The organism is Verrucomicrobiia bacterium (assembly GCA_019634625.1).
In the GTDB taxonomy this organism is placed as follows: Bacteria; Verrucomicrobiota; Verrucomicrobiia; order Limisphaerales; family CAIMTB01; genus CAIMTB01.
Genome location: JAHCBA010000018.1, coordinates 31,480 through 52,052, shown reverse-complemented (window position 1 = coordinate 52,052; position 20,573 = coordinate 31,480). Strand labels below are relative to the sequence as shown.

Here is a 20,573-nt window from a genome sequence, read left to right as displayed (position 1 = left end):
TGGAAGCCTACGAACACCCCAGGCTTTCGCCGCAGTTGAGGCATTTGTAACAGGCGCCGCTGCGGACGGCGATGTGGCCGCAGTTGGGGCAGCTCGGGGCGTCGCCCTGGTTCTGGAAGGTGGCGGTGAGGAGGCTGGCGCCCGGAAGGGCGCCGGGCCGCGCCGGACGGGGCGCCGGGGTGGCCTGGGTCTTTACATCGACCACCGGCGGCTCGGTGGCCAGGGGGAGCTCAGGAACGGGCCGGTTCAGTTTTTTTTTGAGCTCCTCCTCGAGTCCGGGCATTTCGAGTTCGGGCTGGGGGCCGTGCCGGGGTGAGGTGGCCTCGCGGAAGCCGGGGATGAATTCGAGCGCCATCCAGCGGAAGACGTAGTCGATGATGGAGGCGGCGTTGCGGATGTCGGGATGCCGGGTGAAGCCGCTGGGCTCGAACCGCTGGTAGGCGAACTTCTTCACCAGGGATTCAAGCGGCACTCCGTACTGGAGGGCCATCGAGGTCAGCGCCCCGATGGTGTCCATGAGGCCGCCGATGGTGCTGCCTTCCTTGGCCATGGTGACGAAGAGTTCGCCGGGCTGGTGGTCATCGAAGAGCCCGACGGTGAGATACCCTTCGTGGTCGGCGATGGCGAACTTGTGGGTGACGGCCCGGCGGGTTTCCGGAAGGCGCCGCCGGGTGGGCTTGGTGGCCTCGTTGCGGAGATGGGCGAGTTCGGCCTCGAGTTCCTTGATCCGGGTGTCGAGTCCCTGGATGGCGTTGGCCTCGGCGGCGGCCCGGTTGACGCCTTCGCCGGTCTTGCGGGTGTTGAGGGGCTGGGAACGCTTCGATCCGTCCCGGTAGATGGCCACGCACTTGAGTCCGCGCCGCCAGGCCTCGACATAGGCGTCCCGGATGTCGGCGATGGTGGCGTCGTGGGGGAGGTTGACGGTCTTGGAGATGGCGCCGGAGATGAAGGGCTGGGCGGCGGCCATCATGCCGATGTGGGCCCGGTAATGAATGCTGCGCGCGCCCCGGTGGGCCTTGAAGGCGCAGTCGAAGACGGGGAGATGACCGGCCTTGAGCGGGGTCGGAACCACGGTGCCGTCGTCCTGAACGGCGTCCTCGATGGTGTCCTGGCTGGCCACGTGCTCGACGATCCGTTCCACCTCGGTCTCGGAATAACCCAGGCGCCGCAGCGCTTCGGGGACGGTGCGGTTGACCATTTTCAGGGTGCCGCCGCCGGCGAGGACCTTGTACTTGATCAGGGCGATGTCGGGTTCGATGCCGGTGGTGTCGCAGTCCATGAGGAACGCGATGGTGCCGGTGGGGGCGAGGACGGTGACCTGGGCGTTGCGGTAGCCGACCTCCTCGCCGCGATGGAGGGCGCGGTCCCAGCAGCGGCGGGCCTCGTCCTTGAGGGGATTGAACTCGACGCTGGGATGGATGTCCTCGACGGCGGCGCGGTGGAGGCGGATGACGTTGAGCATGGACTCGACGTTGTCCCTGGCGGCGGGCTTGGCGACCCCGGCGCAGCGGGCGTCGCGGTAGCCGGGGAAGGGCCCGAGGATGGCGGCGATTTCGGCGCTCTGCTCGTAGGCATGGCCGGTCATGATGGCGGTGATGGCGCCGGCCAGGGCGCGGCCCTCGTCGGAATCGTAGGGCAGGCCGTAGCTCATGATGAGCGAGCCGAGGTTGGCGTAGCCGAGGCCGAGGGTGCGGTAGATGTGGGAGTTCTCGGCGATGGGGCCGGTGGGGTAGCTGGCGTTGTCCACCACGATCTCCTGCGCGGTGATGAAGATGCGGACGGCGGCCTTGAAGCGTTCGATGTCGAACCGCCCGTCGGGGGCCTTGAACCGCATGAGGTTCAGGGAGGCGAGATTGCAGGCGGTGTTGTTGAGGAAGACGTATTCGCTGCAGGGATTGGTTGAGTGGATGGGTTCGGTGCCCTGGCAGGTGTGCCACTTCTGGATGGCGCCGTCGTACTGGAGGCCGGGATCGCCGCAGACCCAGGTGCCCTCGGCCACCATGTCCAGCAGGCGGGAGGCGTCCTTGGCTTCGAGCGGTTTGCCGGTGGTGACGGAGCGGGTCCACCATTCGCGGCCGTCCTGGGCGGCCTGCATGAAGTCGTCGGAGACGCGGACCGAGAGGTTTTCGTTCTGGTACATCACCGAGCCGTAGGCGTCGCCGTTGAAGGAGCCGTCGTAGCCCTGTTCGATGAGGGCCCAGGCCTTCTTCTCCTCGCGCATCTTGGCGGTGATGAACTCCTCGATGTCGCCATGCCAGTCGCGGAGGGTGTTCATCTTGGCGGCGCGGCGGGTCTTGCCGCCGGACTTCACCACGTTGGCGACCTGGTCATAGACCTTGAGGAAGCTGAGGGGCCCGCTGGGGCGTCCGCCGCCGGAGAGTTTTTCGCGCGAACTGCGGATGGGCGTGAGGTCGGTGCCGGTGCCGGAACCGAACTTGAAGAGCATGGCCTCGCTGTACGCGAGGTGCATGATGCTCTCCATGTTGTCGTCCACGGACTGGATGAAACAGGCGGAGGACTGGGGATACTCGTACTGGGTGGGGGCGCGTTCGGTGCGGCCGGTCTTGCGGTTGAAGAACCAGTTGCCGCGGTCGCTGGTGTTGCCGATGCCGTACTGGTGGAAGAGGCCGACATTGAACCAGACGGGCGAGTTGAAGGCGCCGTACTGGTTGATGCAGAGCCAGGTGAGTTCCTGGTAAAAGGTCTCACCGTCCTCCTTGGAGAAATAGCCGTCCTTCACCCCCCAGTCGGCGATGGTGCGGGTGACCCGGTGGATCAACTGGCGGACCGAGACCTCCCGTTCGGGCTTGGCGGGGTCGCCGTAGAAATACTTCGAGCAGACGACCTTGGTGGCCAGTTGGGACCAGCCCTTGGGAACCTCGACGTTGTCCTGTCGGAAGATGGCGCGGCCCGAATCGTCGGTGATCTCCGCCATCCGCCGTTCCCATTCCAACTGATCGAACGGATGCACCTTCGGGTCGCTGAACACCCGCTCGATGGCAAGACGGGAACGGCGTCCAGAGCGGGCCGCCGACTTGCGGGAGCGGGACGCGGAAGACTTGGAGGCGGGCGCCGGGCGGGACGCGGACGACGGGCGACGACGGCTGGCGGAGGGGGTGGACGACAACGGGCTGGAGGCGTCGATCATTGCGGGATGGGTCTGGGCGGTTGGAGCTGGGTTCCTGGCGTCATGGATAGCCCACCCGTGGTTGACTCCTCCTCCAGGGGGCCGATCCTCCGCTCCCGCGCCCGATTGGGACACCTCCCCATCGCGATGCCTGGCGATGGAAAATACCCCTTGGGTTGGGGAGCGGGACCGAGATTGGCACAACAGGTTGTGGGTGCAAGCAGTTTCCCCAGAATTTTGAGCAACCCATTCAACCCTCGAACGCCAAGGGGTTTAGGGGGACTCCCGGCGGCGCCTCCCGGTAGCGGAGCGCGAATCCTCAATACAACCTTCAGCCTCATCCCTCATCCCTCAGCCCTCAGGTCTCAGCCCTCAGGTCTCAGGTCTCAGGTTTCTGGTTTCTGGTTTCTGGTTTCTGGTTTCTGGTTTCTGGTTTCTGATTTCTGGTCTCAGCCCTCCCCCTCCCCCCTCCCCCCTTCCACGCTCGTCTTCCCCCTTGGGTCGGCCCACCCTTCCCCGCATGGATTCCGATCCCCAAGCGCCCGTCACCGAACAACTCCGCGAGGCGTGCCTCCGTATTGCCGCCGCCGTCACGGCCATGCATCCGCTTGCCAACCGTGTCGAGGACACCGCCGCCCGCGGCGAGATTCTCCGCGCCCTCTTCGAGGTCACCCGCCACATCGAGGTGGTGAAGAAACAGCTCCAACGCGCCGAACGCCGCGACGACTCCAAACTCCTCTGATTCCCCATGCCGTCCCTTGCTTCCCGACTCGCCGTGTGCAGCTGGTCCCTCCAGCCCGACACCCCCGCCACCCTGGTCCAGCGCCTCCTCGACACCGGCGTCAAGAGGGTCCAGATCGCCCTCGATCCGCTCCGTGCCGACCCCGGCGTCTGGAGCGAGACCCCGCAGCGGCTGCGCGACGCCGGCTGCAGCCTCGTCTCCGGCATGTTCGGCACGGTGGGCGAGGACTACTCCTCCCTCGAGTCCATCCAGCGCACCGGCGGGATCGTACCCGACGCCACCTGGGAGGAGAACTGGCGCAACATCCAGCTCACCGCCGACCTGGCGGCCCGCCTCGGTCTCCGGATCGTCACCTTCCACGCCGGCTTTCTCCCGCACGACGAAGCTGATCCGGCGTACGAGAAGCTCTCCCGGCGCCTGCACCAGGTCGCCGACCTCTTCACCGCCCGGGGCATTCACCTCGGACTCGAAACCGGCCAGGAGACCGCGGCAACCCTCGCGCAGTTCCTCACCCGCTTCGCCAGACCCGAACTCGGCGTCAACTTCGACCCCGCCAACATGCTCCTCTACGACAAGGGCGACCCCATCGCCGCGCTCCGGCAACTCGGTCCCTGGGTGAAACAGGTCCACCTCAAGGATGCCATCCGCACCCGGGTCCCGGGGACCTGGGGTGACGAGGTGGTTGTGGGCACCGGAGAAGTCGATTGGCGCACGTTCTTCGCCGTGCTTTCCGAGATCGGTTACACCGGCGATCTCTGCCTCGAACGCGAGGCAGGCCACCAGCGGGTCGCCGACCTTCGCGCCGGAGCCATCTTCGTCGGCGGCCTCGTTGGGTAGTCTCCGCCCCCGAAAAGCGAAGACCCCGGCGAGGGGCTGCCTCGCCGGGGCGTTCGATCGTGGCGCCATTCACGGCGCCCTTCTGCACCGTCCCGCCTAGGGCCGGAACAGGCGGAAGTACTGGGCCGCTTCCGCCGTCGGCACGGTGACCCTTCGCTGCCCGCCTTCCACCGTCGGCGACCCGCCGACCGCCTGCCAGTTGGGAGCCGTCAGCGCCCCGGTGCCCTGCAATACGAAGGCCTCCGTCCCAGCCTCCGGCCAGACCAGGGTCAGCTGTCCCCCCGATACACTTGCACCCAGGGACACTTCGGTCGGCGTCGGATCCGGCAGACCCGCCATGTACCGCACCGCGTTCAGGAACAGCTTGGCGCCATCGCCCGCCAGGTCATAGATGCCCGCCGCATTGGCGGTCGTCCCGTCCGCCTCGCGGCTGCCCGACAACAGCACCAGACGCCTGGCCGCCGTCACATCCGCCGAGGGGTTGCTCATGGTGGTCCCCGCCGGAAACTCGCCCACGATCATCCCGTTGATCGCCGGATCCCCGACCGTGCCCACGGTCGCCAGCACGGTTCCGCCACTGGCGATCGGACTGGAGTTGACCGAGATCCCGCGCTGCAGCGCGCCCTGGTGGCTGACCCGCTGCGCGTAGGGGTTCACCATCAGCCCGGCCGCATCCAGCGCGATCCCCGAGAAGATCCGGTGACTGGGCTGATTGACCTGCAGGTGAATTGTCCCGCCGGTGTCCGGAATGGTTTCCCCGGTGGTGTAGCCCAGGCGGCTGGCGCGAAGGATGTACCCGCCCATCAGAATCGCCGGCTTGGTGATGCTGTGCCAGAGCAGCGTGCTGTCCGGCTGCTGATAGTCGCCGCTCGGCACCGACCGGCTGATGATCACCAGGTCGAACGTGTTCAGGTAGTCCACGTCCGGGAATGTGGAGGTGACGTAACGCGTGACCGTGTGACCCGCGGAGGCCAGCAGATCCGTGTACCCGGCATCCGGTGCCCGGGTGAACCCGGCGTCGGCGGCTGCCTGCGACGGTTCGTCATCCCCGGCATGGAAGCTCACCCAGACGATGTTCGCCCCCTCCTCCGCCGGAGGTGGCACGTACTGCGTCGTGAACTCGAAACTCACCGTCCTCGAACTCGCGGCGCTGTCCGTGTAGCCCACCCCCACCGTGTACCGGGTGTCCCCCTGGAACCCACCCGCCGCCGAATACCGGATGGTGGTCTGTCCGGCCGCCTTGCTGACCTGCGCCGTCACCGGCTGGCCGTTCAACGTCACCTGCACGGAACCTTCCTGGACCTGCGTCGCGCCATCCTGCACCACGACCCGTACTTCCGTGTCGGTGGGCTGGTTGATCGCCCCCGCCGTGGGGGCGATGGACACGATCCGGGGCCGTTCGCCAGCCGTCACCTGCCGCCAGGCCCGCACCGCACCGGCCTGGGTCCGGTCGTTGACCAGCACCTTCTGGTCGGTGATCGGATCGACGGTGAACCACTCGAGATTGGCCCCGCCGCCGCCCTGGTAATACAGCAGCCGGAAGGGATACAGCCCCGCCTCCGTCACCTCGAACTGGAAGATCGTGTCAGCCGAACCCCGGCCCCCGTCGAACCGGCCCAGGCTCACCGCCAGCAGATCCTTGTGGTGCACCCCGGAGAACACCACGAAACCGTCGTCGCTGTTCACGCCCATCACGTGCCGGCCAGGAGTGAGTTCGAGGTAGGTCAGGACCTCCGCTGCAATGTTCTGAACGTAGTTGATCCCCGGAATCGGATCATCCGGGTACTCTGGCGCCCGGAAATTCCCGATCTCCGCCCCCACGCCCTGCGCATCCACATTCCAGTTGATGAGCTGCTGGTTGTACGACCCGTCCGGGTTGTCGGTGCTGGGAATCGCCAGGTCCGGATACGGTTCTTCCGTGAGCGGATCAATCAGCGTCCCCGCCAGTTGCGCCTCGGCGCGGTCCGCCGTGTTGGGCAGTTCCGGAAAATCGTAGCCCTGCACAATCCGGGCCCGGAATCCCGGGGCCCCCTCCACCGCCGTGCCGCTCGCATAGGCGAACGCCGCCGGCAACGCGAACGGCGCCAGCGTGTCGAAGTTCAACTCCACCGTGCTCTCCCGGCCCGCCGCGTCGCGCACCGTGATGGTCCCCGTGTACTGCAATCCCGCGGTCAACGCCGAATACGAAACCGTCCGCTCCTGCAGCGTGCCGCCAATCGTCAGCGCCGAACTCACATCGGTGCCGTTCAGCACCACCGTGATGTTCCCCTCCGGCACTCCCCCCGCGGTCCCGCTGCTGATCCGGAACGACATCCCGCGCGGCGCATAATACCGCGTCGCCCCCACCGCCGGCTGCAACTGGCTGACCAGCGGCGGCGGTTCCGTCACCTCCACCCCGGCCAGATAACTCACCGCATTGAGGAAGATCCGCACACCGTCCGGGTCGAGGTCGAAGATCCCCGCGCCCTCGGAGGTGATCCCCATCTCCCGGCTCCCCGTCAGCACCACCAACCGCTTGGCGGCCGCCACTTCGCCCCACGACGTGCCCATCACCGTTCCCGCGGGTACTTCCGTGACAATCATGCCGCCAGTCACCTGACCCATCTCCGTTCCAACCGAGGCCAGGACCGTCCCGCCCGCCACCACTTCATCGGTGACGACCGAGATGCCCCGCTGCACCACGCTGTTGTAGCTCACCAATCCCGCATACGGGTTCACCATGGTCCCCGATGCATCCAGGGCCACACCCGCGAACACCGGATGGGACGGCTCGTTCACCGTCAACCGGATCGGCCCCGTCGTGTCCGGAATCGTCTCCCCGTACACATACCCCAGCCGGCTGCCCCGCAGCACATACCCGCCCAGATGCAGCGTCGGCACCGTCAGCCCGTTCCACAACGCCGCGCTCGCCTCGGTCTGGTAATGCCCGCTCGGCGCCGACCGGCTCACAATCACCAGATCGAAGGTGTTCAGAAACGCCACGTCCGGCGTGGCCGTCGTCACGTACCGGGTCACCTCGTGCCCGGCCGCCCGCAGCAACTGCGTGTACTCGGCATCCGGAGCCTGGGTGAACCCGGCCCCGGCCGCCGCCGCCGAGGGCGTCCCGTCCGCGGAATGAAAGCTGACCCACGCGATCTTCGCGGAGGCCGCCTCGACTTGATTCGGCACGGCGGTCGCCGCCAGCACGGCGAGTCCGGCCATGGCCGCCCATGATTTGTGAATGGTATTCATACAAGGATTACGCACGTCCGTTACAACTGAATGGAACGCCTCACCTTGCAGGACCGGGCGGGAATCCGACAAGACCTTGTTGACGAAAAGCGACGCGCGCCAGGCCCCGTTCGCCCCCGGCGAACAGCCCCGTGCATCCGGGAGTCGTGGGGAGAGGTGCGAATCCCGCCAAGCGGCACTTCGAAGGGCCGGGTTCCACGAGACCGCAATGGTGTGGCGCGTTGGGTGGAGGACGCGCAGAACGCGTCCCTCCGATTCGCTGCCTCCCCACCCACCACGCCGGGATGCACCGCGAACAGCCCAGTCCCCCTCGTCCTCGAAACGGCCGCGGCCGTGTGCCCCGCGCCCCGCAAGATCAGCGGGTCAGGCGGGCCAGCTCCGTGGTGGCCTGTCGCAGGGCGGCGGCCTGCGCGCGCAACTGCTGGGCGGCGGCTGCGGATTCCTCGGCGGCGGCCGCCGTGGTCTGTGTTTCCCGATCGATCTGGGTCACCGCCCCGTTGACCTGCTCGATCCCGGAACTCTGTTCGCGGGACGCCGAGGCCACCCCCGCGGTGAGTTCGTCCACCATCCGGACCTTGGCGACGATGGCCTCCAGACCGCTGCTGACCGTCCGGCTGAGCGCGACGCCGCGCGACGTGGCGGCCACGGCTCCCTCGATCTTGCTGGCGGTGTCCTTGGCCGACCGGGAACTCCGCTGGGCCAGGGCCCGCACCTCATCGGCCACCACCGCAAACCCCATGCCCGCTTCCCCCGCACGGGCCGCTTCAATGGCCGCATTCAGGGCCAGGAGATTGGTCTGGAAGGCGATCTCGTCGATGGTCTTCAGAATCCTCTCGATGTCCTCGCTCGATGCCTGGATCGCCACCATCGATTCGTTCATCGCCTGCATTTCGCCGGCCCCGCGCCGGGCGGCCTCGAGCGCCTCGCGTCCCAGCTCGTTGACCTTCGCCGCGCTGTCGGCGTTCCGGCGCGTCATGCTCGACATCTCCTCGATCGACGCGCTGGTCTCTTCCAGCGAAGCCGCCTGACGGCTGGCTCCGTCCGCCAGGGACTGACTGGCTTCCTGGACCTGGTCGGCGGCGGTGTTCAACAGCTCCGTCGAGGTCGCGATGCGGCCTGAGATGACACGCACCGACGCCGCGATGCGGGCGGCGATCCACAGGGACAGCCCCACCGTGACCGCCAGGACCACTCCGCCAATCCCGCCCAGCATCGTCTGGTACCGTCGCACGAGGGCGCCCACCTCGCCGCGAATCGCCCGGATCTCGGCCTCCACGTTGTCCGTGTAAACGCCCGTGCCCACCCAGATGTCCGTCCCCGGAACCAGCGCCGCATAGCTCAGCTTCGGCTGGATACCCTCGCCCGGCTTGGTGAACCAGTACTCGACAAAGCCCCCCCCGCCGCGTGCGACCTGCGCCAACTGCTCGATGAACCGATTGCCCCGCTCGTCCACGGCATCGAGCATCGCCTTCCCGTTGCCCGACTTGTCCACGGGCATGTTGATGCGCACCCCGTTGAGATCGTAGGCGAAGAAGTAGCCCGAGCCGTCGGGGAAGAACCGGGCGACGTCCGTCTCCCGGACGATGATCTCCTTCCGTTCCTCGGCCGTCCGCGCGTCCCCCATCCGGCTGACGATGGTTTGAATCTGGACATCCACCAGCCACCGCAGCGTGTACCGATGGCTCTCGTTCAACTCCCGCTCGATCCGGGCGAGAAACACCTTCTCCCGCATCGCCCGGTCCATGATGAACCCGGCCATCTGAAGCGCGGCAATTCCAAGGAGAAACAGGGCCGGCAGGACCAGCAGACGGTGCCTCAGACTCCAGGCCACCCGCCCCTCGGCGACGCCTCGTCCGTCCGGCTCCGGCCGCCCCGCCACGACGTCATCATCGGAACGTGTAACGGAGTCCGACGGCCGCCACGTTGCGGTGGTAGTCGCGCGCCCGGGTGTCTGGAATTCGGCTCTCGCCGACCTCATGGGTGAAGGAGATCTCTGCATTGAACTGGGAGTTGATGGTGTGGGAAACCGCTGCACTGACACTGAAGATCCAGTCATCCCGGACCGCCGGATACGCGAAGTCCGTGTTGTAGGCCCGTCCGCCCATCACAACGTCCCATCGCTCCGAGAATGTGTGCTTCCACCTCAGTTCGTAGGTCGTGTCGTCATAGACGGAGCGCCCGGCAAATCCGGGTTGCTGAAATCGCTTCACCGACACGGTCGCCGTGTCCGAGGGCCCCAGAGTCAGCGTGCCGCTGGCGTCGATGAACAGGTTCCGGACATCCCGGTCGCCGAAACTCGCCGGCACCCGGTCTCCGAACCGACGGAACTCCGGTCCGATCGCGACCGCCACCCTGGCCCACCGCACGGGCGATCCCTCAACTTGAAACAGGACCCTGTGATACGTGCTGTCGTATTCCTCCGGGTAGGACAGCAGTCCGGCCTGGTCCTGGAATCCGTACCGATACCCGACCCAGGCGCACAACCCGTCGGCAACCTTCGTCCCCAGATCGACCCCGCCATGAACGTCGGCCCGATCCACGAAGTTCTGGTATCCGGGCGTGGCCCGGTGTTCGGTCCCGAAATCATGCACGTAGGCTGCCACGCCCGGACGAACCAGCAGCGGTGATGTCTCGTGCGTGACCCGCAGGCTCCCGCGATACACCGTCGCGTCCCGTCGGTCCCTCACCCTCGGGCCGCCCGCCGCCGGCGCCCCACCCTCCCCGGTGTATGTGGGCCCGATGCGGCTCCCGTCGATGGCCACGAGAGACTGGCGCAACTCCCACATGCCCGCGCCGGACGCCACCGCACCGTTGAGTCCGACACGATGGAGCACATGGTCCTCGGACGGGTGCGAATGAAAGAAGGCCAGCTCCGGGGCGTAGTCGAGGGAGACTGATACCTCCTTCCCGGAACGGTAACTCATGCCGACCGATGGAATCAGCGTCGTGACAAAGGAACTCAATCCGCCCAGGGGTGTCACGTCCTGCGCAAAGAGGTTGTCGTCGTACTCCTCCTTGACCGCCAGCGCCACGCTCGGACTCCACGATGCACGGGCCTGCCCCGGCTCCTGCGGCGCCCCGGCCGATAGCCCGGCCGTCGCCATCAGTCGTGCCAGACATGGCACCAGGGCCAGAATGCGTCCGGCACCTTCCACGGTGAAACTCTGCATTAGGCCGCTTCCATTCACGCTGCTGTTCCTATCGACAGGCCGGCCGGGTCACCCAATGGGCTCCCGTCGATTGCAGCCCGCGCCATGAACGCCATACGGGAAACTCATGGTTGCACCGCCTCGGAGGGACGGGCTCCGCGAGTCCTCAATCCCATCGCACCCCTCCCCCGCGGCATCGTGGAACTCGGCCCTCCGACTTCACCGCCCCGCTTCACCCTTCGGAGGGACGAACCCCGCGAGGCACGGGTCAACGCCGCCCGCCAGAGGGAAGGCTTGCCAGGACTAGGAAAATTGCGTAGTCAGTGGCCATGCTTATCCGTCGTATCAAGCAGCACGGTCTTCTCGCCCTCGTTGCGGGGGCCCTTCTGGCCAACGCCGGCTGCGCCTCGAATCGTCAGGTCACCCGCGATTCGTCCACGATGGAAGGTCTCGCCTCCGCCTCCCGTCCGGTGGCCGAGCCCGGCTGGACGATTCGGCCGGTCAGCGCCCACCCATGACCGCCTGGCCCGGACATTGAGCCGGTTCGGTGAGCCGGTTCGGTGGGCCGGAGCCGGGCCCGGATTCAAGCCACCTCGGCCATGGCGCTCTCGAGGAGGCGGGCGGCACCAGGAAGGTGCCGGGCGAGGTCGTTGATCCGTTCGTTGACCGCGTGGATCGCCGGGGAATCGGCATGCAGCTCGATCAGCCGGCGATACCAGTCCAGGAACGCCCGACTGATGTGCGGTTCGTCCCCTGTTGGAAGCGGACCGATGGATCGACCCTGGGCCAGTTCGCAAAGGGTCCTTGCCGCCAGGGCGGAGGGATCGCGGTTGGCCGCCGCCCGCACCCACCATGGATGAGCGCCTGCCGGATCCCCATGCAGGAGGAGCGCCTCCCCCCGTTGGGCCATCAACACCGGAGCCGTCGGCTGATGCCGGATCGCCTCGGAGGTCCACTCGAGCGCGAACGGGATGGTGTCCCGGTTCCCCAGGGCGATCTCCGCGCCCACCCGCCAGACTTCCACCTCGTTGCAGCCATGCGAGATCAGCTCGTTGAGCAACTGCAGCGCTTCGACCGGCCGGCCCTGCGCCGCATGAAGCCGGGCGAGATCCAACCGGATTCCCGTCGCCTCGGCATTCTCCTTGAGGCCGGCCAGCAACGCGGCCAGAGCGGCCTCCGGCTGACCCGCCCGGGTCAGACACTGGGCCAGCAGCCGGTGCGGGGCGTCCCGGAGGACTTCCGGCAGGACCGGGGTGAGACAGGGCAGTTTCCGGGTGGCCAGGCATTGCCTCAATGGTTCGACCGCCTCGGCGTATCGCCGGGATCCGATGAAGGCCAGCGCCCGGGCGTACTGCAGGGACGCCGTCAGGGCCGCCTTCCGCGCCACCGGGGATTGGAGGAGCCTGAGAATCTCGTCATGGCGCCCCGCCTTGAGCAGATGACTGGCGTACTGGGTCAACAAGGCCTCACGCAACTCCGGCACGCGCGCCTGTTCAGGCCGGTCCTCCAAGGCCCTCAGTGCCTCGGCATACCGGGCCAGACCCGCGTCCAGCCGACCGGCATGCACCAGCTCGAGTCCGAGGTTCATGAGCAGATTGGCGTCGCCCGGAAACTCCTGCACGGCGAGGTCCAGAAGCGCGAGGTTCCGTTCCGTCTTCCCGCGTCGCCGCACCACCTCGTTGGCGTACCCGTGGTGCCGCAACTGCGCCGTGCCAAGGTCCGTCTCCAAACCCCACTCCTCGGCGCGCACCAGGATGCTCGAGAAGATCTGTTCGTGGACGCGGCTGATGTAGAACAGGCCCGGGGCGTTCCGGAACAGCCTGGGAACGTAGGACACCCCCTCGTGTTCGACTCCGACATTCACCAGGGGCAGCCGATAGCCGATGTACCCGGCGCGCCCGATGGCGGCAAGCAACTTGCCGTGCTCGGCCTGTGGCAGTTCCTCGTCGGCGTCCAGCGCCAGCACCCAGTCCCCGGTGACCCGCTCGAGTGCGGCGTTCCGGGCCGCGCTGAAGTCGTCGCACCACTCGAACGAATACACTTCCGCCCCGAACTCCCCCGCGATCTCCACCGTGCGATCCGTGGAACCCGTGTCCACCACCACGATCTGGTCGGCAATCGACCTGACCGATGCGAGGCAGGCCGGCAGGAACTCCTCCTCGTTGCGCACGATCAGGCAGACACTGAGGCGGGGTCGCGAAGGCTCCGATGCGTCCGCCCCGGACGCCGCACCGGCACCGCCCTGCCCGGTCGGGTGCGCCCTCGAACGGGCCGCCTCGCCGGGGATCGCCAGCCAGGGCTGCGGTCGGGCTCGGCCGTGCTGGGGCAGGCGCTTCAGGAACTTCCGGACGGGCTTCCACTCGGGAACCAGATCGCGGGCCCGTTGGGCGCACCGGCGCGCCGCGGGAACATCCCCGACCTCCTGGGCGATCTCGGCGAGCAGCAGATACGCCTCCGGATGAAACGGACGGAGCCGCAGGGCCTCGAGGGTCGCCTCCCACGCCTCACGGGGCTTTCGGCGCGCCAGCAGATCTCGCGCCCCCTGCAGGTTCCCAAGCCGCGCACAGGGCGGCAGGACAATGGCCTTCGGCGCCAGGACTGTCCCCGGGCCCGAAGCCGCAGGAACGCCTTCCGTCATCGAGCGGAGCCGTTCCACAACCCGTTCGGCGGCCCGTTGCCACGTCCAGTGCAGGTGCACATGACAGCTTGCAGCGCGCCCCACCTCCCGGGCCCTGTCCGCATGGGCCACCAGCCAGCGCATGCGCTCCGAAAGGGCCGCCGGATCCGGCTCCAGCAATCGCACCGCGTCCACCAGCATCATCTCTCCAACACGGTTCCCAAGGCGCTTCTGCACCGCGGGAAGGGGGTACGCGATCTCGGGCCGCGCGAAATCGTCGGTGGCGCCGCCATCGGTAACCACGACCGGCAACCCGCAGGCCATGGCCTCGAGCACCGGCAGTCCGAAGCCCTCCCCCCGATACGGATGCACCAGACAGTCGCAGGCGGTGTACAGTCCCGGCATGGATTCCGGCGGCAGCTCCGCATCGAGATACAGGATCTCCGGCGCCCCGGGACGGACCTGCAGCTCGCGGATGCGCGCCTCCAGGGTCTGCCCGGCATACACGCTCGACCCGCCAAAATCCTTGATCACCAGGCAGACATCGTCGCTGTCCGTGAAAGCATCGAGATAGGCCTTGAGAAGGACGTCCGGACCCTTCCGATGAATGGTTCCGCCCACGAAGAGAAACTTGTAAGCCTTCTTCGTGGCCAGCGGCAGCGGCGGGGCGTCGGGACGAAATCGCTCCGGGTCGATCCCGTTGGGGACGACGTGGACCTTGGCGGCGGGAACACCGGACTCGACATAGCAGCGTCGGACATATTCGGAGGGAACCCAGAACTCATCGACCTGGCCGGCCTGGGCGACCCAGTCGCGTGGCAGCGGCCCATACTCCCAGGGCTGGATGACCGCCAGCTTGCCGGTCCTGGGACGTGACCAGTCCGGAGGCCAGGCATGGCGGACGGTGACAACCGCGTCGTCCTGTCCCCGCTGGAGCAAGGGCACCAGGGAGGCAAAGGCCCCCGAATCGACGTGCCCCTTCAGCTCCCGGGCGTCGCCCTCCATTGTGACCTGCGCGCCCTCGGCCCGCGCCAGGGCACCCACCAGACATCGGTTCACATGGGACAGACTGCCATGATCCAGATACGTGCCGATCCAATGCAGTCGGACCGGCTTCGAAACCCCTCCCGTCCCCACCTCGTTCGGCTGGGACGCGGACGTCGTGACCGGATGCCGCTCCCCAGTCATCCCGGCACCAACCTCCGGTGACGTCGTCGGCGCGGATCCCTCCCCGATCAGGCATCCCGGCGCCTCGCTCCAACCCAGCGCGCACACTCGCCCATGCAAACGTTCCAGCGCCGCCCCAAACCCACCCGTGCCATCGAGTCCGCCAGCCTCGAGACACGCCACCCGCCGGACGACGATCGCCGTCTCTGTCAACCGGCACACCCCAATCGCCTCGGCCCCGTCGCACGCGGCGATGGCCTTTGCCATCATCCCCGACGCCCATGGCACGGAGGGATCGGCAAGCAGCACCCACTCGGCGGTGGTTTGATCGACCGCGTGGCCCGCAAACTGGCCCGCCGGGATTCCCGTCGCGACCTCCGCCACCCGGACGTGCGGGCGCCCGGCGGCGAAGTCGCGGAGCGTCGTCGCCGTGGCGTCGTCCGCGGTCCGGTGGCCCAGGACCAGTTCAATCTCTCCCCCGCCCGGCGCCGCGGCCAGATGGGCGAGCACCTCGCCCAGGCGGCCGGTGTCGCGCGGGGCAAGCAGCGGCATCGAAAGCACCGGCGCCGTGGTGTCCGGATCCAGCGTGGAGGCACCCAGCAGCACCGCGCGACCATGCGCGAAGAAGTCCCGAGTCCGATGGGGCGCCTCCGCCAGGAGCGCCGCCTGCGGCCAGAGAACCGCCTGATCCCCCAACGCCTTGGCATACCCCCTGGTCCGGATGACCGCACGATCCGAAGGACCGCAAAGCGGCTTGATGCCGCCCGCGAAATAGTGGTCGTCCAGCGGTATCCCCCCGAAATGCGCCAGCTCGCTCGCCAGCGGAAAAGCGGCCGCCCTCGCCAGAATCGGTCGCTGCGCCACATCCACATCCGCCAGCACCCGGCGCGAACCCGCGTCCCCGCCTCCCAGCAGCGCCGGCTTCGTCGCCCTCGCCCAGTGCCAGAGTTCCTGGTACCGGAGAACACCCTCCTTGAAGGCCCGCTGGTGCCCCTCGAACTCCGGCGAAAACCGGCTGTCCTCCAACACCGGTCGGACGCCCCCCCCGGATTCCCGCCGGTAGCCCACCGTGGTGCCCACGGAGGCGTTCAGGCACTGCTCGATAAACGCGGGCGATCGCAGAAACGCCTGCAGGTGGATCGGCGGATGCCCGAACGCGCCAAGAAAATGGCGGATGTCGATGCCGTCCAGCACCCGGCTGGCCGCCCGTTCGCACGTGACCAGATAGCAGCCGACCACCGGCTTCGCGATCCCTTCCAGTTCGAGAATCCGGCAGATCTGCTTCTGGGCCGTCGCGTTGTATCCCAGGTCGCACAACCCCAGCCCGCCTTCCCCCTCCATCCAGGGCCTCAGGTACTCCACAATCCGCGACCGCTCCTGCCGGCTGGTGGCCTCGATCCGGTCTGCAATCTCCGGGGTGAACAGATACTCCGCCAGGTCCAGGATCCGCTTGCGCGTGTCCGCATGCTGGTCCAACGGAATCGGCACCCGGCGCCCGGCGGACGGACGGATCCCGAACTGCCCCAGAATCTCCCCGATCGTCAGCGTGGTGCGCCGGCTCAGCCAGTCGATCAGCGTGTCCGCAGACAATCGTCCCATCGACGCCAGTTCCGTGGATCGCCGGTTGGCGAAAAGCGGCGCCACCGACAGCGTCACACCCCGGTTCCGCGCCTCCCGGTCGATCAGGGCTCCCAGGATCTCCCCCTCCCGCATGAGCGCCCCAACCCGGCTCACCCCCGCTTCCCGAAACTCGTCCACCACCCACGTCGCGAACCGCGACAGGACCGGCCCCAACAGAAAGGCTCCGGCACGACCGAAGAACGCCTCCGCCGTCGCACCTCCAAACTGCCTGGCGGCGAGATAGCGCAGATGGGTGCTGCTGAAGACAGGCGCCGCTCCGCCCTGCAGCATGGACTCGCGCTCCACCACCGCGGCAAGCGGACGCGCGGCGGTGCGGTAGTGACAGCCCAAGACCCCGGCCCGGCGCGCCCCCAGGACGTCCGCCTCGAAATTGTCCCCAACATGCATCACCTGCTCCGGCTTCAGCCCGCGCTCCGTCAGGGCCTGCCGAAACAGGTTTCCCGTCCCCTTGCAGCGCCCCGTCGCACCCGAGGTGAGAATCAACCGAAACAGCGACGGATCCACGCCGTTGGCGGCCAGAATGCCTCGCAGCGCCTCGGGCCCAAGGTAGAAGTCGGAGAGAATCCACACCTCCAGCCCGCGACGAAGCGCCAGATGCACCAACCCGAGCATGCCGGGATTCGGTAGACAAAGTTCCTCCTCGCATCGCTGCTCCGTCGCCTGCACCGCTTCCCCGTCCGGAAACAGGCGCGCCATCTCCGCCGCAATCGCCCGGAACTCGATGTCCTCCCGCGGCTGCGATGCCCCCGCCTCCCGCCCGCGGGCCTTGCCCTCGGCCACCCGCCGCAACACCCCATAATCCTCCGCCGACCATCGCGCGGGAATCGTCCCGTCCGCGATCAGCCGCCGCCCCGCTTCCAGAAACACATCCGTCGGCTTCGCCACCATCCGCCATACCAGCGTATCGAAGAAATCCAGGGAGATCGCCCGCAGACCGGACCCCGGCCGCTCCATCAGGGCCAGCGGACGCCGCAGCGACTCGTCCCGCCGCGCCCACTCTTCGAACCGGTCGGCATCGAACGGAAAACGGGCACTCGGGCAGGGGCTGGTCTCGGGGTTGGACATGGCGCGGTCAGGACAGGTTTTCAGGAATGGGCCGATGGGCGGCACGCGGACAGCCACCCGGCCAGATGGCGACACCGCTCCTCCGCGGGCGGAAGGGCCCGGCTGTCGATTCCCGTGCGGGCGATGAAGGCCGCCAGATCCTCCAGGTTCCGGCGCGCCGGCACCTCGGAGTGACAACCGATCAGATACCCGTCGAGAATCTCCTCCAGGAACGCCTGGGCCTCCGCCCGGATCGCCGGCCAGTCCCGGCCGCTCAAGGCCGCATCCAGCATCTCCGGCAGGCGCGTGGGTTCATCGACCTCGTACGTCGCACCCCGACCCCACCACGCGCTCCGCGCCAGCAGCAGGACGGGCTTGTCGTACAACGCCGCCTCGAACTGAAGCGTGGTGTACTGGGCCGCCACCACGTCGGCGGCATCGATCAGGGCATGGACATTCACGTCCCGCATCACCTCCACCCCTTCGATCCGCGCCACCGCGTACGGGTCCGGATCCAGCGGATGGGGCTTGAACACCAGCGCGGTGTCGGAACGCTGCTCCACCGCGCGCCAAAGCCCCATCAGGGCCTCCTGCGTGGTCGGGAACCCGCTGTAGTAATGCCTCTCGTACCGCCCGCCTCGGGGCGCGTGCCCGTTCGCTTCGTATCCCCCGCCCAGAAACACCACCAGCCGTCTGCCTCCCAGATCCAGCCGGCGCCGGATGTCCCCGCCCCCCCCGCCATACGCCGCCTGCACGTACTTCTCCGGCCGCCTCGTCCGGTAATAGTCCCGCGCCTCCCCATACCGGCCCGAAGCCGCCGCGCCCAACCGCCCCTTCCCCGCCAGCCAGTGCGTGCGCAGATCCGACCAGGCCTGGATGCCGCGGCTTTCGATCATCAGCGTTTCAGGAAGCAAACCCCGCTCCGAAATCCACACGGGCACCCCCGCGTCGCCCCACCACCGCTGCAGCAGCGCCGTCTGGCACAGCGTGTTGTCCGCCAGCAGGGCGAACCCGGGTTCGAGAATCTCCAGCATGGCCCGCGCCCAACCGCGGAATCGCACCAGCCCCTCCAGCGCCGACTCCAGCGAATACCCGGCCGCAACCCGGCTCATGTCCGCCCTTAACCACTCCAGCTCCCGCGCCGACGCGCCCAATCCCTCCCCGCATCCCAACCCGGGATACGCCGTGGCAAATTCCCGCATGAGGTACGGATGCGCGTGGACCGGAAACGGCAGGGGTCGGTCCGCCGGATTGGTGCTCAACAACACCAGCCGCACGCCGTGATCGGCCAGCCGAAGCCCAAGCTCCTCCCACATCGCCCGCGTCGGCTCCGTCATCAGCAGATAATTGGTGGCCAGACACACCAGGCCCCGATCCGTCCGCCGCCCGCCCTGCCCCACCCGTCCCGAACCCGCCGTGCCTTTCCTCAGCACCAGCGTCGCCGTGCCGGAAGCCCGGGCGTCCGGCCTTCCCAGCCCCAGTTCCTCACACCGCGGATGCGGCTCGCAGCCCGCCTCCCCAAACAGCGACGCCCAATGCTCCGCAGGGCGGGATGGCGAGGTCGGAACCGCAATCCACAGCTCCGACCCCGCCACCCGCGCCAGTTCGGACACCCACCCGCTCAACGCCCCATCGTCCAGGGACGCCAGACTGCCAAGGTTGGACACCGCATCGAACGCCCCGTCGCCGAAGGGCAACACCGGGGTTCGCCCCGACGGATACAGGGTCCGCCAGGCTCCCACCTCCCCCTCCCCGCGGCGCGCCAGCAACCGCACCGCGCCATCCGGCCCGAAATCGACATGGAGCACCGAACGCGCTCCGAAGAACTCCGCCAGTTGTCCGGCAAAGGTCCATTCCGGCGTCGTCTCCAACACCGGACCGCCGGCACCGGAACCTTCGCCAGCCCCTGCCAGCGGCTCAAACGTGGGCAATGGTCGGGCCGACTCCAGACACCGGCGGATCTCCTCGAACAACCCGGCATCCGACAGCGCCCGCCTCCGGGCCTCGCCCAGTTCCCGCGCGCTTCGGCAAACCCGCAGTCGTCCCGGCAGCAGGTCCAGCAGGCCCTCGACCTTCCAGGTGTTGGAACCAAGCGCGACAAAGGGAACCCCCGCCATGGCGGCCAGGTACACCCCGTGGTGCCGGCCCGTCACCACCAGCCCGGCGGTGCGCAGATTCGCCACCGCCGACCGCCACTCCGCGGCGCTCGAAGGCGACTCCAATGGATAATAGGCGGCCCGGTCGCCCAGTTCGGCCATCAGGCCGCGCAGCAACCCGCCGCAATCCTCGTCGCGAACCGCATGCCAGTCCGTCACCACGGTCCGCCCCCCGAAATCCACCGTGGGTTCCTCGACGAAATCCGCTTCCAGAATCGAATCCAGCACCAGGCGATGCGGCACTCCCAGACTCGCGAGGTACTCCGATGAGCGCGCATCCCGAACGGTCAGATCGTCCAGCCGCTTCAGCGTCGGCCCGAACGTGTCGCAGGCCTGGAAGACGGCGTTGACCAGGTGCGTCCGCAATCCCAGCTCCTGCGCCCCGGCCAGTATCGTCAGCAGATGCCGTCCGTGACCGTGGTGGATCGTCCCTTCCCCGTTGACCACCACCGCGTGCAACGACGGGAGCCGTCCCGCCAGCGGCGAAGCGTGAAAGGCCCGAAGCGACTCCCGAAGACTGCCCTTCCACAGATCCGACCACTCGCCCAGCCAGGACCTCAGCGGCACCTCGATCCCCAGCCTCTCCAGCATCCGCGCGTGCCCCCTGGCAACCCCCTGGCACCCGACATGCCCCATCCGCCCCGTGTCGTTGAACAATCCGATCGAGCACCGGCCCGCCCGCCGGATCCCACGTCCATCCCCACTTTCGTCCGATCCGCCCCCGGGCTCCCATGCCCCCCCAGCCCGCACTTCCAGTCCTTCAATCTCGGATGTGGTCATAATCGCCTGCGGTCCGTCCTGCTCCGAAAATGCACCCCACCCCTGCCCATTCCCGTGGGCGCCAACGTCAGGAGGCGGGGCG

Annotated in this window: 9 protein-coding genes; 3 read left to right on the top strand and 6 right to left on the bottom strand. The window is 67.9% G+C overall.

Annotation, left to right across the window (positions count from 1 at the left end; genetic code table 11):
• Nucleotides 1-7: 7 nt before the first annotated feature.
• A complete protein-coding gene (locus KF833_12325; GenBank protein MBX3746083.1) occupies nucleotides 8-3,148 on the bottom strand; it encodes a vitamin B12-dependent ribonucleotide reductase in 3,141 nt (1,046 codons plus the stop codon).
• 499 nt (nucleotides 3,149-3,647) lie between these two features.
• Between KF833_12325 and KF833_12320 the strand changes: the two genes are divergently transcribed.
• Both KF833_12320 and KF833_12315 read left to right on the top strand, forming a co-directional pair.
• The gene (locus KF833_12320; protein MBX3746082.1) at nucleotides 3,648-3,869 is read left to right on the top strand and encodes a hypothetical protein; all 222 of its coding nucleotides are present in this window, start codon (nucleotides 3,648-3,650) and stop codon (nucleotides 3,867-3,869) included.
• A gap of 6 nt (nucleotides 3,870-3,875) precedes the next feature.
• Nucleotides 3,876-4,706 carry a sugar phosphate isomerase/epimerase gene (locus tag KF833_12315; protein ID MBX3746081.1) on the top strand — a complete coding sequence of 277 codons (831 nt, stop codon included), beginning with the start codon at nucleotides 3,876-3,878 and terminating at the stop codon, nucleotides 4,704-4,706.
• Between the two features lie 96 nt (nucleotides 4,707-4,802).
• Here KF833_12315 and KF833_12310 read toward each other — a convergent pair whose 3' ends face one another.
• From KF833_12310 to KF833_12300, 3 genes are all read right to left on the bottom strand, one after another.
• Nucleotides 4,803-7,937, bottom strand: coding sequence for a hypothetical protein (locus KF833_12310; GenBank protein MBX3746080.1), 3,135 nt, complete (start codon nucleotides 7,935-7,937; stop codon nucleotides 4,803-4,805).
• A 355-nt stretch (nucleotides 7,938-8,292) separates the two neighbouring features.
• A complete protein-coding gene (locus KF833_12305) occupies nucleotides 8,293-9,816 on the bottom strand; it encodes a cache domain-containing protein (protein ID MBX3746079.1) in 1,524 nt (507 codons plus the stop codon).
• A gap of 7 nt (nucleotides 9,817-9,823) precedes the next feature.
• A complete protein-coding gene (locus KF833_12300) occupies nucleotides 9,824-11,107 on the bottom strand; it encodes a hypothetical protein (GenBank protein MBX3746078.1) in 1,284 nt (427 codons plus the stop codon).
• A gap of 308 nt (nucleotides 11,108-11,415) precedes the next feature.
• Between KF833_12300 and KF833_12295 the strand changes: the two genes are divergently transcribed.
• Nucleotides 11,416-11,604 (top strand): hypothetical protein, encoded by a 189-nt coding sequence (locus tag KF833_12295; GenBank protein MBX3746077.1) that lies wholly within the window; start codon nucleotides 11,416-11,418, stop codon nucleotides 11,602-11,604.
• 65 nt (nucleotides 11,605-11,669) lie between these two features.
• Here the strand turns inward: KF833_12295 and KF833_12290 are convergent, their stop codons facing one another.
• Together KF833_12290 and KF833_12285 are read right to left on the bottom strand one after the other, a co-directional pair.
• Nucleotides 11,670-17,576 (bottom strand): HAD-IA family hydrolase, encoded by a 5,907-nt coding sequence (locus KF833_12290; GenBank protein MBX3746076.1) that lies wholly within the window; start codon nucleotides 17,574-17,576, stop codon nucleotides 11,670-11,672.
• Nucleotides 17,577-17,596: 20 nt separating this feature from the next.
• Nucleotides 17,597-20,491 carry a polysaccharide pyruvyl transferase family protein gene (locus KF833_12285; protein ID MBX3746075.1) on the bottom strand — a complete coding sequence of 965 codons (2,895 nt, stop codon included), beginning with the start codon at nucleotides 20,489-20,491 and terminating at the stop codon, nucleotides 17,597-17,599.
• Nucleotides 20,492-20,573: the final 82 nt, after the last annotated feature.